The sequence below is a fragment of the Chryseobacterium sp. CG10_8 genome, assembly GCF_058117085.1.
The window spans coordinates 1-13,564 of the sequence record NZ_JBYVEB010000016.1 but is presented as its reverse complement, the minus strand read 5'-3'; the positions used below and the strand labels follow the sequence as shown (position 1 = coordinate 13,564).

The window sequence follows — 13,564 nt, the reverse complement described above, 5'->3', positions numbered from 1 at the left end:
TTATTCTTCGATTTCAAATAAAAAGAATTGCGTTTTTTGCTCTTTCGAAAAGTTATTATCCGCAACCAAAATAATACTTTTTTTGTGATTTTTCAATGTGGGACCATAAGTAATCCCTTCAATATTATCTACAAATATACCTAATTGATCGAGATTGAGAATCAATTTTTTATCCATTGTTTTAGCTTCGCTTGGTTGATTCTTTTTCAAGATGTTGTCTTCCTTTTTGTATTGAGCTAAAAATATTTTGATGGTACAAGAAGGAGTACCGACAGAGAAAGAACGTTCTACCACCCAAAAAGATTGTTTGCCATAAGCTAAAATTGCAGAGACACCATTAACCGAAAAAGCATCTTTGGGTTGAGGTTCTTTTGCAACAGGTTCAAGCATGTAAAAATATTGTGCAGTGTTTTTTAAACTTTTCGCATCGAATTCAAAAAATCTGATTTTACCTCCATTTGTTGTATTAGCTTGCGCTCCGTCTTCATACAGTGGCTCCTCAACATTAGTATACAATTTTGAATAGTTAGAATTAAATGTCAACCCCTCCAAAACACCATTTCGGCGTGGTCCACTCTCGGCTTTATTCATTTTTAAATTAGCGGGAATCTCAAATTGAGAAACCAAATTTCCATCTAAATCGGAGCAAATTACCGTTGGGTCAAGCAAAATATTAGGATTTCCAAGTTTGCGGTCTCCCTCGTTGGACCAACAAACTTGATTTTTTTTCGGAAAAAATCGCACGTCTTCTGGGTCAATAGATTTTTCAGGGCTCTTTTTATAACTGTCGAAATAATTGCCACTTTGGTTTTTCAAATAAATGACTTTTGAAAATTCTACATTAGAGATTTTTTCGCCATAGATGTTGATTTTGGCTTCGTAGATTCTGGAAGGATTCTGATCAGATCGATCATCAGAGATGATAAAATATCGGTTGTTTTTTTTATCATAATCTATCCCAGAAAGTCCACCGACTGCAGTGTTTTGAAAAGTGGTTTCAAAAGGAATGGTATGGACGTCTAATAGCTTAAGAGTAGGAGTTTTTTCAAGGTTAGCAGTAGCAGTGCAACTCACCAATAATGTTGAACCCAAAACAAAATAAAAAATCTTCAAATAGTGCTTCATTCCGTAAAAATCATTGCACAAATATATTAATTTTTTTGGCTTCCATCTCGATGACGTTGGTCACGCTTGGATAGACTTGTGATATTACAGAATTTTGAAATATTTTACCCAAATGACCTTTAATTTTTTCTTTAAAATGGCAAAAATTGACTACTTTTGGAGGACAAAATTCAATCCTCAAATATATGAGCAATTTAAAAGGTGTAGGAGTAGCATTAGTCACTCCATTTCATGAAGATTTATCTGTAGATTTCGATTCATTGGCTCGTTTGGTAGAGTACAATATCGAAAATGGAACCAATTTTTTGGTGGTACTCGGGACTACCGCTGAAGCAGCAACGCTTTCTAAGGACGAGAAGAAACAGGTGATTGATTGTGTTGTGAAGGTTAATAATGGTAGATTGCCTTTGGTTTTGGGAATCGGAGGAAATAATACAATGGAAGTCAAGAAGCAAATTGAAGAAGCGGATTTGTCAGCTTTTGATGCAGTGCTTTCAGTTTCACCTTACTATAACAAACCAAATCAGGAAGGCTTATACCAGCATTATAAAATGTTGGCTTCTACTGGTAAACAGATTATTATCTATAACGTTCCGTCAAGAACGGGACAGAATATTGAGGCTTCTACAACGCTTCGTTTGGCAGAGGAATTCCCTAACTTGTTTATGATTAAAGAAGCAGCACCTAATATTTTACAATATTTTGATATTTTAAGAAAGAAACCAGTTAATTTTCAATTAGTTTCGGGAGATGATGAATATACACTATCTGTAACTTTAGCAGGTGGCGATGGTGTGATTTCGGTAATTGGTCAGGCATATCCAAAGGAGTTTTCAACAATGGTACAATTGGCTTTTGATAGAAAAGTTGATGAAGCGTACGAAATCCATAACAAATTGGTAGAAATTACTCGATTGATCTTTGCTGAAGGTAATCCATGTGGAATCAAAACTGTTTTGGCTGAAAAAGGAATTATCAAGAATTACCTAAGGCTTCCTTTAGTAAAAGCTTCTGAAGGGCTTCAGTCTAAAATTAAAGCAGAAATGGCTACGATTTAATATCAGTAATTTTGGACGATATAGAAGTGAAACTCAGCTTGAGTTTCACTTTTTTTGTTTTTTGGACGTCAGTTCGAGTAGGATTTTAAAAAAATCTGTATCAAGAACTTTTATTAAATGAACACTTCTCGATACATTTCGCTTCGCTACATTACTCGAAGTGACGAAGAGTACTTTTGTGTTATTTTTGTCCCTTTAAAGGTCGTGAGTGTAGTCAGTTCGAGTAGGATTTTGGAAAAAATCCGTATCGAGAACTTTTTAGTTTTAACTTCTCGATATGCTTCACTTCCTTTTACTAATCGAGGTGACGGAAAGTCGTCAGTTCGAGTGATTTTTCGAAATGTAGTGGAGAAAAATTGTATCGAGAACTGAAGTGGTGAAACTTCTCAATTCTGAGGTGACGATGTGTTATTTTAAACTTTGATTTTAACCAAAAAAACCATCAATAAATCAACTCAAAAACCGAGCAAAATTCTTTATATTTGTAAAAATAAATTAGAATGCTCGTTATAGGAATTGCAGGTGGAACCGGAAGTGGAAAAACCACCGTAGTAGAAAAAATTCTTCAACAATTGGATGCAGAAGGAGTTAATATTCTTTCTCAGGACAATTATTATCATGATAACTCTCATCTTACGTTAATCGAAAGAGAATCACTTAATTACGACCACCCAAAGTCAATTGACTTTGATCTCTTATTAAAGCATGTGAAGGACCTCAAAAACGGGAAAGCCATTGAGCAACCGATTTATAGTTTCGTTACCCATTCCAGAACGGGGGATTTCAATCACATCGAGCCAAGAAGCGTATTAATAGTAGAAGGAATCTTGGTATTGACCCATTACGAATTATTGAAGGAATTCGACTTGAAGGTGTTTGTTCACGCAGATTCTGATGAACGATTAATCAGAAGAATCCGAAGAGATACCCAGGAAAGAGGAAGAGACCTTAACGAAGTCTTGCATCGTTATCAGACAACACTTAAGCCAATGCATCAGGAATTTATCGAGCCATCCAAAAACGAAGCCGATATTATTATTCCTAATATGAGGCATAACACTGTTGCTATTGACTTTTTGACTACAGTCATTAATAACTCATTAAGAACACCGCATCATGAAAAATTTGATTAAAGACATACAGCCAACATCTTCGACGATAAAATGGATCAAAAAGTATGTTTTCAATAAATATTTTATTGCCATTTTTTTGTTTTTGGGATGGATGATTTTCTTTGATAGTACTTCTTTTTTGGTCATTAATGACCTTAACAAGGAGATTAATAAATACGAAGAACAATTAGCCTATTACAAAACCGAATACGAAAAGAATGACCAGTTTTATAAAAAACTCATGAATAATAAGGACCAGAAGGAGAAATATGCCCGTGAGAATTATTTCATGAAAAAACCGAACGAGGAAATTTTTATTCTTGTTGCGGACAGTACTCAGGTGAAGTAGGAGCTAAGTCATTTGTAATCTGAGGATTATTGTTAAAGAATCAAAGGGTGAAAAGTTAGACTTTTTCATCTAATAGTTAAAAACTCTTAGGAAAAAAACAGCAAAATCATGTTCAATACCGTTACACTTCAGGATTGGGAAAATCTGGTAAAAAAACAATTGAAAACGGAGGATATTTACTCGGTTCTTCACAAAGATAATTTGGAAGGACTGGAGGTGAAGCCTTATTATAATTCGCCTGAAAATGTGCTAAAGAATATCCCGAAAGTGGAGGAGAGCACTCATTTGGTAGCTCCATATCAATCGGGTTTAGAAGATGATGTTTTTGCATTTTTGATAAAAGAAAATGTTGAAGATCTTTCTGAAAAGGCCATTTTTATTGATGACAAGGATTTGGCAGAACATTTGCGCACTGATGAAAGCAATAGATATTTTTCTTTAATTGATATTTTTGATGAAGGTAATGGGACGCTTAACGAACAGTTAGGAAGAGAGTTGCTTTCTAAAAGCTACGAAAGGATGATAACGGTAGATATTGCTTTTCACCAAAATTCAGGAGCAGGGATTGTTCAACAAGTTGCCATTGCGTTGGCAAAAACCAAAGAATTGGTGGAGCTTTTCGGGAAAGATATTTTGAAGCAAATCATTATTAAAACTGCTATTGGAGGAAATTATTTCTTCGAAATGGCGAAGGTTAGAGCTTTGAAATTAGCTTTTAATGCTTTTTCTAAAGAATACGGAATAGACGAAATTCCTTTTGTTTTTGCAGAAACATCATTGAGAAATAAAGCGCAAAGTGACGAAGAAAATAACCTCATTCGTTCGACTTTGGAGTTGGCTTCCGCAATGATTGCTGGTGCAGATGCTGTCTTTTCTAATGATTACAAATTGCAAAATGAGACAACACTTTCTGAGGAGATCTCCTTCAAACAGCAGATTGTTTTGGCTTATGAAAGTATGGTTAATGTCTTCGAAGACGCTTCTAATGGAAGTTATTATGTCGAAGACTTGACGCAGCAAATAAGCGAAAAATCTTGGAAATACTTTTTAGAAATCGAAGAATTGAGTGGTTATTTGGAAACTTTGAAGTCTGGTAAAATTGCTCAAGACATCTATACTCACGCGGTAGCTGAACAAAGCTATGTTGAAAACGGAAAGATCAAACTGATTGGCGTTAATCTGTATCCAAGTCTGGAAAAAACCAAATCTTCTGAAGAGTTATACTCCAAGACGACTATTAAGCCTGTAAGATGGGCAGAGATGTTCGAGTAGTTTTTTTTGTTTCGGGTTGCGTGATCCGAGTTTCGAGTTTTGAGTTCAGGGTTTGGAAATTACGTCACTTCGAGTAGCGTAACGAAGTGAAGTGTATCGAGAAGTGTAATTTTTACTGTTCTCGAACAATTTTTCTACATTTCATTGCGAAAAATCACTCGAACTGACGGGGCGTCACTTCGAGTAATGAAGTGCAGCGGAATGTATCGAGAAGTGCAATGCTAATGGTCCTCGATACGGATTTTTTCAAAATCCTACTCGATCTGACGGAGTGTTAATTTATAGCTTTTCTTTAAAGTTCTTCTTGGCAAGATTTGGTAAATCTTCGAAACGTCCTTCTATTAATGCCAACTTTTTTGCCTGTGACCATTTTTTAATTTTCTTCTCATATTCAATTGCAATTTCTATATCCATGAAATGCGAATAGTAAACTAATTGAACAGGTCTTCTATTATATGTGTAGGAACCAAAATGCTTTCCTTCTTGATGTTCTTCTAATCGTTTTTCCAGATTACTTGTTATGCCGGTGTAAAAGGTACCGTCATTACATAAAAGGATGTAAACATAGGATGATTGCATAAAATAAAGTTAGTGATTTTTTTGTTCTCGATACAATTTTTCTCCACTTTGTTACTAAAAATCACTCGAACTGAGGGCGTGCGTCACTTCGAGTAATGAAGCAAAGCGGAATGTAATGAGAAGTGTTGGTACATGAGTTCTCGATACGGATTTTTTCAAAATCCTACTCGAACTGACGATATCTCAGACTTTTATTCAATATTATTTCGGAAAATCGCTCGAACTGATGGCGTGCGTCACTTCGAGTAATGAAGCGAAGCGGAATGTATACAGAAGTTTTGGTACATGAGTTCTCGATACAATTTTTCTCCACTTCGTTACAAAAAATCACTCAAACTGACGGGGCGTCACTTCGAGTAATGGAGCGGAGCGGAATGTATCGAGAAGTGCATTGTTAAAGGTTTTTGAAATTTGGGTTTGTCGAAAAGTTCTCGATACAATTTTTCTCCACTTTGTTACGAAAAATCACTCGAACTGACGACGGGCGTCACTTCGAGTAATGAAGCGAAGCGAAATGTATCGAGAAGTTTTGGTACATGAGTTCTCGATACAATTTTTCTCCGCTTCGTTACGAAAAATCACTCGAACTGATGGCGTGCGTCACTTCGAGTAGCGTAACGAAGTGAAGTGTATCGAGAAGTGCATTGCTAATGGTTTTCGATACGGATTTTTTTCAAAATCCTACTCGAACTGACGATATTATCAAAATTCTACGGGAACTGATGATGGAATAGGTTTTATTTTGAAATTTTGGTCGTACTTGTAAAGACTGCGTTGCGCCCCGACCTGAGTGGAGCTCTTCCAAAATTGGGTTTGGAATTGTGGTTCGGGATTTTTGGAAAGCGGGAACGGAGGGCGGATACAGGCGCCCAAATTATAATTATGCTAAATTTTGTCCAATGGTGAATCGACTTTGCTGATACTGCGGTCGGTGATCTGCGTGTAGGTGAGCGTAGTCTTGATGTTGTTGTGCCCTAATAGTTTCTGAATGAGCGATATGTCGGTGCCCATTTCCAGAAGATGAGTGGCGTAACTGTGACGGAGGCTGTGGATTCCGACGGATTTTCGGATTCGTGCTTTTTTCATGGCGTTGCTGAAAACGTGTTGTGCACTGCGTTTGGAATAGGGTTGACCTTCTTGTCCTTCGAAAAGATAGGTGGTTGGTCGATAGAGCTTGTAGTACTCGCGGAGCTCTTCCAAAATGCTTTTGGGGAGGTTGACGTAACGGTCTTTTTTGCCTTTGGCTCTTTGGATGAGGACCTTCATGGCTACGGAATCGATGTCGGCGATTTTGATGTTGATAATCTCGCTGACGCGAAGTCCCATTCCGTAGCAAAGTTTGATAATGAGTCGGTGTTTTGGGTTGTTGGTGCTGTTGATGAGTTTTTTGATTTCTTTGGTGTTGAGGGCTTTGGGAAGGAGTTGTGGTTTTTTGGGTCTTGGGATGTCAAGGAACATTTTGGGACGATGGAGGACTTGCTCGTAAAAGAATTTGACGGCATTCATCCGACTATGGATGGTTCCTTCTGCGAGTTGAAGCGTATTGGTGCAATAGAGAAAATAGGCTTGTAGTTTTTCTGGCGTTAGGTCTTCGGCATCGTGTTTTTTGATGGCGAGGAGAAATTGCGAAAATTCGATAGCGTAGGTTCTGATGGTGTTTTTGCTATAGGATTTGAGTTGGAGGCAATGGAGGAAATTGTCCAGATTTTTTCGATTGATTTCGTGGATTTTTGTGTAGGCATCTTTTCCAATAATGGGGGTTTGGATTCCGAGAAGTTCTCGATTGGTTTTTTTGTCGAAAATGTACCATTTTTTGGTGGTTCGTGACCAACGTGCAGTGACTGTCTTTCGGAGGAGGTTATTGTTTTCGATAGAGTAGGGGAAGTGTGCCCAAATGACCTTCTTATCTCGATGTGTTCCGAACGAAAATTGATAGATTTTGGGGTCGAGAACATGTTGCGTAAAACAAATATCCATAATTGCGCATTTTGAATATCTAAATTAAAAATATTTTTTTATTCGGCAATATTTTTTGTTTTAAATCTTTGATATCTAAATGATTAAAGGAGTTGAATTGAATTTTTATTTGGGTTTGTGATTTTGAAATAATTGCGTATATTTGAGAGTTGCCTGCAAGCTTAGAAAAACAGACCGCTGAAAAAAACATTCTGAAAATGTCCAAAATTGAAATAGCAAAATGTCTTTAGTTGAATTTAAATATAATTTACAATGAAACAATTTTTATTATTACTTCACGAAGACATTCAAAAAATGAGTGAATTGTCTCCAAAAGAAATGCAAGAAATTGCAAATGCTCATATAAATTGGGCGAATAAATTAGCCGAAGCAGGACATTTAATTTCTGGCGATGGACTACACGAAAAAGGAGTTTTAATAACAGGCAAAGATTCCGTAGTGAAAGATGGACCTTATTTGGAATCTAAAGAAATCATTGGCGGTTATTATTTACTACAAGCAGACGATTTGCAAACAGTTGTAGAATTAGCAAAAGAATGCCCGACACACCTTTTTGGTGGAACAACTGAAATTCGTCCCATAATGGAAATGGAGGATTATGAGTACTGATTTATTTCAAATAGAGGAAATAAATTATAGAGCTTTATATGGAAAGCTATACTCGGGTTTATTAGGTCAGTTTGGAGCAAATTATGTCTCTGAAATTGAAGATGCCATCCAAAATACTTTTTTGAAATCATTAAAAATTTGGAACGAAAAAAGCATACCCAATAACAAAGAATATTGGCTTTTCATAGTGGCTCGAAATGATGTTTTGAACCAAATTAAAACCAGACACAAACAAAGTAATTTAGAACCATTTGAATTGTCAGATGATAATCAAGTTTCAGAAAATGAAAAAGATTTGCGTTTGCAAACCATCATTTTCATTGCTTCTTTGGGAATTATTTCAACACAAGCCAAGATAACTTTCATTCTCAAAAATATTTTTGGTTTAAGCATAGATGAAATTCACGATTGCACTTTACTCAATCGTGAAACCATTTACAAAAGCATTAATCGGACAAAAAAAAGTATTATACAAGAATATGAATTAAAGCAAAAAGATATTCAAACTATTTCAGCAAATCAAACTACAATTTCTATTGTTGAAGAGATTTTGTATGCTGTTTTTAATATTGGTTTTGACTCATTTAGTGACAAAACAGAAGAAATAGTAAATAAAGACTTGTGTTTGGAAACCTTTTCATTGGCAAAACTATTATACAAAAATTATAATTTGGATTCTACAAGTAATTTATTGGCAATTTTTAGTTTACACACGGCAAGAATTCCTGCAAAAATTGAAAAAGGTAAATTGATTTCTTTTTTTTATCAAAAGCGAGAAAAATGGAATCAAGAGTTGTTTCAATTAGGGTTACAATTTATCACTAAACCAAAATCAACAAATAAATTTTATATTGAAGCTTTAATCGTTGCAAAGTATATGACGGTTGAAACCTTTACAGTGAGTGATTGGAACGACGTTGTAAATCTTTACGAAATAATACAACAAGTTTCGTCTTCACCTATTGTCAAACTCAACTATTGTTACGCTTTGAGTAAAGCAGGTAAAACGGAAATAGCTTTGAAAATATTATTTGAAGTCGAGAAAGAATTACCCAATAAACATACTTATTTCAATTTGGTAAAAGCAAAAATAGTGAGAGAAACAAATCCTATCGAATCAAGTAGTTTAATTAAAGCAACTATAAACAAGTTGAACCAAAAAATCAGAAAAGAATATTTATTAGAAAACGAAATAATACATTTATAAAACATGAAATTAATAGTTAAAATAAGTTTTGTGCTTCTAACAGCTTTTTCATTAACAATGTGTAACACAAAACAAAATGACCAAAAATCAACAACTCAGCCAACAGAAAATTTTGATTGGCTATTAGGAAATTGGAAACGCACAAATGAAGAAAAAGGAAAAGAAACTTTTGAAAATTGGAAAAAAACTAATGACACTGAATATAAAGGAATTGGTTTTACGCTTCAAAATAGTGATACTTTAAGTCAAGAACAAATGAAGCTAATACAGTCCAATGGAAAATGGAATTTATTAGTAAAAACCCCTGATGAAAAGGATTTTATAAAATTTGAAATGAGTGAAATAGCAGATGATAAATTTGAATGTAAAAATGATACTTTAGATTTTCCAAAATTGATAAAGTATTGGAAAAATGGAAACAAAATGAATGCAATTGTTTCAGGCGACAGTTTGAAATTATCATTTGAATTTGAACGAATAATATAAAGCCAGCAGGCAACAGCAGTTTGGCAAAATGGCGGGTTAAGTGCTAAATTGAACATTTGGTTTTCAAATGAACATTAGTGCTAAATTGAAGGTAAGTGTTTCTATATCCGCCACTTCGCCAAGCTGCAAACCGTTGTCTGCAATATTTCGAGCGCAGTCCTGAATACACGTTTCAGTATTTTTTTGATTTTTTTTTTTGAATGTTTGGTGAAAAATTAAATGTAAAATTCCGAAAAATTGAAGCCAAATAGACGAGGTGAATAAAATTGGACTCGAAAAAAATGATCGCTGAAAAACTGAATGTTGAAAACTTATGCCGAATAATGGTCCTGAAATAAAAATTTGAAAAAAAATATTTGAAAATAGTTTGTCTTTGCATTTTCACTTCTCTGAATCAAATTTCACTGAAATTTAATTCGCCGAACCGAAAATACTGCAGACAACAGGGTATTGCCAAAATGCGGGGTCGAAGTCTTAATTGCCCTAGTCTACTTTTTTAGTCGCAATTGCTTTTCCGTTTCAACTTTTTTCTTTAATTTAGTTTCACAGAAAAAGCAATTGCTAAGGTTGGACTAAGTTGTACTTTTCGGGTGTAAAAGCCCGCACTTCGGCAATACTTTTTCGTTGGTGGCAAGCAATGACCGACACAAATCGACAAGACAAGTAAAATGAATTTAACATACAGACAAGGGACGAAAGACGATTTACAAAGTTTGAAAAAATTAGCAATTAAATCTTGGACACCGTTTCAAAAACAGTTGACAGATGAAAATTGGAATTCATTAAAACAAACTATTTTAGACGACAAAACTTACGAAGAACTTATTGACCAATCAACTTGCTTTGTTTGTATTTCTGACAATGACAATATTATTGGAATGGCTTTTTTAGTTCCAAACGGAAACCCGACAGACATCTATTTGAAAGAATGGAGTTACATACGTTTTGTTTCAGTTGACCCAGATTTTGGTGGACAAGGTATTGGTAGAAAATTGACAATTATGTGTGTTAACTTAGCGTTAGAAAATGGCGAAAAAACAATTGCATTGCACACATCAGAAATGATGGACAAAGCACGACATATTTACGAGAGTTTAGGCTTCAAAATTTTAAGAGAAATTGACAAACGACTAGGAAAAAAATATTGGCTATACAAACTTGAACTTGATGAATACAATGCATAGAAAGTATAACGAAAATAATTTGCCTGCCACCAACATCGGTTTGGCAATATGGCGGCTGAAGTGGTTCTATGAAACATTTGTGCAAGGTTCAACAGCAGGAATTCTATTGAAAATAAGTGCTAAAAATCCGCCACATCGCCAAGCCGAAAACCGTTGTCAGCTATTTTAAACAAACTGTCGCATTAAATTTCAGATAAAATGAAAAAAATATTTTTGCTTTTTTTTCTTCTACTTTTTTTTAAAGTTTTTTCACAAAAAAATGAAGAATATAACCAACTAATTGAACAACTTAAACAAGATTCAAAAGTTGATAAGACTGATAAAACTGTTCTGAATCTATTAAATGATTTTTATGAGCAAGTATTGCAATCTGAAAAAGGAGAATTAAATTCTGATATGCCAGAACGAATTCAAAAAATATATTCTGACCCAAATACTAAAAATTTACACATCCTAAATATGTTCTTGGTATATCAACAACATATAACAGAAACTGCGGCAGTTGGTAAACAGCCAGACTCAAATTTTCAAGTAAACCTAATGACTGACTTAGAAAGCGAAACAGTGAAAATTTATGGAAGTGCACCTATTATTGTATTGATTTATAAAGCAGAAGCTCTAAACTCTGATGGAAAAGTAGATGAAGCAACAAAATTGATTTCCGAATCCTTGATAAAATATCCAAATTCAATTCCTTTAAAAGTATATAAATATATTGATTCTAAGGATGAAAAGCTTAAGGACGACCTAATAAAAAATCATTCGAATCATTGGATGGTTCAACAATTTGAAATAAAATAAAAACAGCAGACAACAGTGTATTAGCAAAAGCGGGCTTGAATACTCAAATTGAAAATTTGAATATTCTTCGCCGCCACTGCTTTTCTATTCCACGATTTTTTTGTAGTTTAGTTCCATAGAAAAAGCATTGGCTCAGTTTGGTTGAAAATTGAACTTTCAGTTCACTTTTCGCCCGCCTTCGCTAATACTTTTTCGTTGGCGGTCATTGTAAAACGACTAAAAACTAAACATTGAGAAAAAGTTTTAAAAACAAATAATTACAAACAGAATGACCATACGTTTTCTTTTTTTAAACCTTGTATTACTTCTGACAGGCAAAACTATTTTTGGACAGACTAAGCAAGACAGCCTAGAAATAAAACAAGTGGCTCTTGATTACATTGAATCACAACACAAACCAAATCCTCTACAAATGGAACGTGCCTTGCACCCAAGAATGGTAAAGAGGACATTTTGGAAAGACAAAGCAACAGGCAAAGACTATGTTCGGGAGACGACTACTGAATCTATGGTCTTACTTGCCGAAAGCTATAATAAGAATGGTAATAAGTTTCCACCTTCGCCAAAGAAAGAGGTAAAAATACTTGATGTTTCGGAGCGGACAGCATCTGTAAAATTAATTGCTGACGAATGGATTGACTATATGCACATTGTCAAACTAAATGGAACTTGGAAAATTGTAAATGTGCTTTGGCAGTTTAATGACACCAAACAACACTAAATAATCTAAAAAGTTCAAAAAATAACAACGAACCGCCAACAAGGGTTTTGCGTCAGGCGGGCTGAAGTGCAAAACCCAACGTTAGTTTTTCAATTGAACTTTAGTAATAATATCAGCTTTTGTGGTTTGATTTCCCGCCCGAACGCAAAGCCACAAACCGTTGTCTGCAATTTCACAAAACCAGTAATGAAATCAATGTTTGTAATTTCTTTTGTTATTTTCTCACAATTAGTTTTTTCTCAAGAAATTGATTGTGAGAAAATGTTTAATGAAGCAAAAAAAAATTATGAAGAAAAATTTAATGATGTTAAATTAATAGATTATTCTAATTTGGGAAAAGTCATCATTAATAATTTTGATTTCAAAAGAGTAACTTCAAATAACCTGGTTCTTCATTTTCCAGGAGGAGATTATTGTCCAGTTGGAGTTCCAAATCCAAAATGTGATTTTTTTTCCCCCGAAACTCCATATTATAATATCGAGCAATTATGGAGTGGTAAAAATATTTTATTATTGCAATCCTTAATTAAGAAAAACATTATTCCTGAAACAGGAAATGGATTTATTAGCAATAAAAGTGAATTTGAGAATATGTTCAAAACACAAAAATACAGAGAAGGTTTAATGAAGTTAGCTAAGGAAATCTATTATCCAAACTCTGATAAGAATTTTTTGTATTTTCCTATTGATTCTAAAAACTTAATTTTAGAAAAAGGAAATTCGCAAAACAAGAATAATTACGAATTTTCACATTTAGAAACCAGAGTTCAACATGTAAATTCAAAAGAAGTTCGAGTTGAGTATGTTTTTCGATATATTCCAGAAAAAAATTATTATCAAATTTACAATTACAAAGGAGGAGATTGGAAATTAACTACAAGCAAATCTTTGCAATAAAGAAACTGCAGACAACATTGTATTTATGTTATGCGGGGTTGAATCCGAAATATGAAAATTCGTCATAATTTGTCCGCAAAAATGCTTTTCATATTTTCAATTTTTTGTAATTTAGAAATCTAAAAAAGCATTTTTGCTGGTGTTGGGAATCGTTGAAAACTTAGTTATCAAAAGCCCGCACAACATA

General features: G+C 34.2%; 16 protein-coding genes. 13 read left to right on the top strand and 3 right to left on the bottom strand.

Annotation, left to right across the window (positions count from 1 at the left end):
* Complete coding sequence (locus AC4AGG_RS04670; protein WP_489770824.1) at positions 1 to 1,146, bottom strand: esterase-like activity of phytase family protein; 1,146 nt, start codon at positions 1,144 to 1,146, stop codon at positions 1 to 3.
* Positions 1,147 to 1,310: 164 nt separating this feature from the next.
* Between AC4AGG_RS04670 and dapA the strand changes: the two genes are divergently transcribed.
* The 5 genes from dapA to AC4AGG_RS04645 all read left to right on the top strand — a co-directional run bounded on the left by dapA (position 1,311) and on the right by AC4AGG_RS04645 (position 4,916).
* A complete protein-coding gene (gene dapA / locus AC4AGG_RS04665; protein ID WP_489770823.1) occupies positions 1,311 to 2,183 on the top strand; it encodes a 4-hydroxy-tetrahydrodipicolinate synthase in 873 nt (290 codons plus the stop codon).
* A 117-nt stretch (positions 2,184 to 2,300) separates the two neighbouring features.
* Positions 2,301 to 2,555 carry a hypothetical protein gene (locus tag AC4AGG_RS04660; RefSeq protein WP_489770822.1) on the top strand — a complete coding sequence of 85 codons (255 nt, stop codon included), beginning with the start codon at positions 2,301 to 2,303 and terminating at the stop codon, positions 2,553 to 2,555.
* Positions 2,556 to 2,683: 128 nt separating this feature from the next.
* Positions 2,684 to 3,316 carry a uridine kinase gene (udk, locus tag AC4AGG_RS04655; protein WP_489770821.1) on the top strand — a complete coding sequence of 211 codons (633 nt, stop codon included), beginning with the start codon at positions 2,684 to 2,686 and terminating at the stop codon, positions 3,314 to 3,316.
* Positions 3,300 to 3,644, top strand: coding sequence for an FtsB family cell division protein (locus AC4AGG_RS04650; RefSeq protein WP_489770820.1), 345 nt, complete (start codon positions 3,300 to 3,302; stop codon positions 3,642 to 3,644). The genes udk and AC4AGG_RS04650 overlap by 17 nt, the downstream gene beginning before the upstream one ends.
* Positions 3,645 to 3,752: 108 nt before the next feature.
* Positions 3,753 to 4,916 carry a methylmalonyl-CoA mutase family protein gene (locus AC4AGG_RS04645; RefSeq protein WP_489770819.1) on the top strand — a complete coding sequence of 388 codons (1,164 nt, stop codon included), beginning with the start codon at positions 3,753 to 3,755 and terminating at the stop codon, positions 4,914 to 4,916.
* A 279-nt stretch (positions 4,917 to 5,195) separates the two neighbouring features.
* Here AC4AGG_RS04645 and AC4AGG_RS04640 read toward each other — a convergent pair whose 3' ends face one another.
* Positions 5,196 to 5,495 carry a GIY-YIG nuclease family protein gene (locus AC4AGG_RS04640; RefSeq protein WP_489770818.1) on the bottom strand — a complete coding sequence of 100 codons (300 nt, stop codon included), beginning with the start codon at positions 5,493 to 5,495 and terminating at the stop codon, positions 5,196 to 5,198.
* Between the two features lie 885 nt (positions 5,496 to 6,380).
* A complete protein-coding gene (locus AC4AGG_RS04635) occupies positions 6,381 to 7,472 on the bottom strand; it encodes a tyrosine-type recombinase/integrase (protein WP_489770817.1) in 1,092 nt (363 codons plus the stop codon).
* Positions 7,473 to 7,766: 294 nt separating this feature from the next.
* Here AC4AGG_RS04635 and AC4AGG_RS04630 point away from each other — a divergent pair, with 294 nt between their 5' ends.
* From AC4AGG_RS04630 to AC4AGG_RS04595, 8 genes are all read left to right on the top strand, one after another.
* Positions 7,767 to 8,081 carry a YciI family protein gene (locus tag AC4AGG_RS04630; protein WP_489770816.1) on the top strand — a complete coding sequence of 105 codons (315 nt, stop codon included), beginning with the start codon at positions 7,767 to 7,769 and terminating at the stop codon, positions 8,079 to 8,081.
* Positions 8,071 to 9,288 carry an RNA polymerase sigma factor gene (locus AC4AGG_RS04625; protein WP_489770815.1) on the top strand — a complete coding sequence of 406 codons (1,218 nt, stop codon included), beginning with the start codon at positions 8,071 to 8,073 and terminating at the stop codon, positions 9,286 to 9,288. The genes AC4AGG_RS04630 and AC4AGG_RS04625 overlap by 11 nt, the downstream gene beginning before the upstream one ends.
* A 3-nt stretch (positions 9,289 to 9,291) precedes the next feature.
* Positions 9,292 to 9,774 (top strand): DUF6265 family protein, encoded by a 483-nt coding sequence (locus AC4AGG_RS04620; protein WP_489770814.1) that lies wholly within the window; start codon positions 9,292 to 9,294, stop codon positions 9,772 to 9,774.
* A gap of 668 nt (positions 9,775 to 10,442) precedes the next feature.
* Entirely contained in the window at positions 10,443 to 10,958 is a 516-nt protein-coding gene (locus tag AC4AGG_RS04615; protein ID WP_489770813.1) for a GNAT family N-acetyltransferase, read from the top strand.
* Entirely contained in the window at positions 10,942 to 11,127 is a 186-nt protein-coding gene (locus tag AC4AGG_RS04610; protein WP_489770812.1) for a hypothetical protein, read from the top strand. The genes AC4AGG_RS04615 and AC4AGG_RS04610 overlap by 17 nt, the downstream gene beginning before the upstream one ends.
* Positions 11,128 to 11,156: 29 nt before the next feature.
* Positions 11,157 to 11,759 (top strand): hypothetical protein, encoded by a 603-nt coding sequence (locus AC4AGG_RS04605; RefSeq protein ID WP_489770811.1) that lies wholly within the window; start codon positions 11,157 to 11,159, stop codon positions 11,757 to 11,759.
* 268 nt (positions 11,760 to 12,027) lie between these two features.
* The gene (locus AC4AGG_RS04600) at positions 12,028 to 12,480 is read left to right on the top strand and encodes a nuclear transport factor 2 family protein (protein ID WP_489770810.1); all 453 of its coding nucleotides are present in this window, start codon (positions 12,028 to 12,030) and stop codon (positions 12,478 to 12,480) included.
* A gap of 186 nt (positions 12,481 to 12,666) precedes the next feature.
* Positions 12,667 to 13,377 carry a hypothetical protein gene (locus AC4AGG_RS04595; RefSeq protein ID WP_489770809.1) on the top strand — a complete coding sequence of 237 codons (711 nt, stop codon included), beginning with the start codon at positions 12,667 to 12,669 and terminating at the stop codon, positions 13,375 to 13,377.
* Positions 13,378 to 13,564: the final 187 nt, after the last annotated feature.

Excerpts from the sequence above, each read along its gene's own strand:
- AC4AGG_RS04650 (WP_489770820.1), top strand. The coding sequence starts at position 3,300 with ATGAAAAATTTGATTAAAGACATACAGCCAACATCTTCGACGATAAAA.
- AC4AGG_RS04605 (WP_489770811.1), top strand. The coding sequence starts at position 11,157 with ATGAAAAAAATATTTTTGCTTTTTTTTCTTCTACTTTTTTTTAAAGTT.
- AC4AGG_RS04610 (WP_489770812.1), top strand. The coding sequence starts at position 10,942 with ATGAATACAATGCATAGAAAGTATAACGAAAATAATTTGCCTGCCACC.
- AC4AGG_RS04600 (WP_489770810.1), top strand. The coding sequence starts at position 12,028 with ATGACCATACGTTTTCTTTTTTTAAACCTTGTATTACTTCTGACAGGC.
- AC4AGG_RS04635 (WP_489770817.1), bottom strand. The coding sequence starts at position 7,472 with ATGGATATTTGTTTTACGCAACATGTTCTCGACCCCAAAATCTATCAA.
- AC4AGG_RS04615 (WP_489770813.1), top strand. The coding sequence starts at position 10,443 with ATGAATTTAACATACAGACAAGGGACGAAAGACGATTTACAAAGTTTG.
- AC4AGG_RS04630 (WP_489770816.1), top strand. The coding sequence starts at position 7,767 with ATGAGTGAATTGTCTCCAAAAGAAATGCAAGAAATTGCAAATGCTCAT.
- dapA (WP_489770823.1), top strand. The coding sequence starts at position 1,311 with ATGAGCAATTTAAAAGGTGTAGGAGTAGCATTAGTCACTCCATTTCAT.
- AC4AGG_RS04645 (WP_489770819.1), top strand. The coding sequence starts at position 3,753 with ATGTTCAATACCGTTACACTTCAGGATTGGGAAAATCTGGTAAAAAAA.
- AC4AGG_RS04620 (WP_489770814.1), top strand. The coding sequence starts at position 9,292 with ATGAAATTAATAGTTAAAATAAGTTTTGTGCTTCTAACAGCTTTTTCA.
- AC4AGG_RS04660 (WP_489770822.1), top strand. The coding sequence starts at position 2,301 with ATGAACACTTCTCGATACATTTCGCTTCGCTACATTACTCGAAGTGAC.
- AC4AGG_RS04625 (WP_489770815.1), top strand. The coding sequence starts at position 8,071 with ATGAGTACTGATTTATTTCAAATAGAGGAAATAAATTATAGAGCTTTA.
- AC4AGG_RS04640 (WP_489770818.1), bottom strand. The coding sequence starts at position 5,495 with ATGCAATCATCCTATGTTTACATCCTTTTATGTAATGACGGTACCTTT.
- AC4AGG_RS04595 (WP_489770809.1), top strand. The coding sequence starts at position 12,667 with ATGAAATCAATGTTTGTAATTTCTTTTGTTATTTTCTCACAATTAGTT.
- udk (WP_489770821.1), top strand. The coding sequence starts at position 2,684 with ATGCTCGTTATAGGAATTGCAGGTGGAACCGGAAGTGGAAAAACCACC.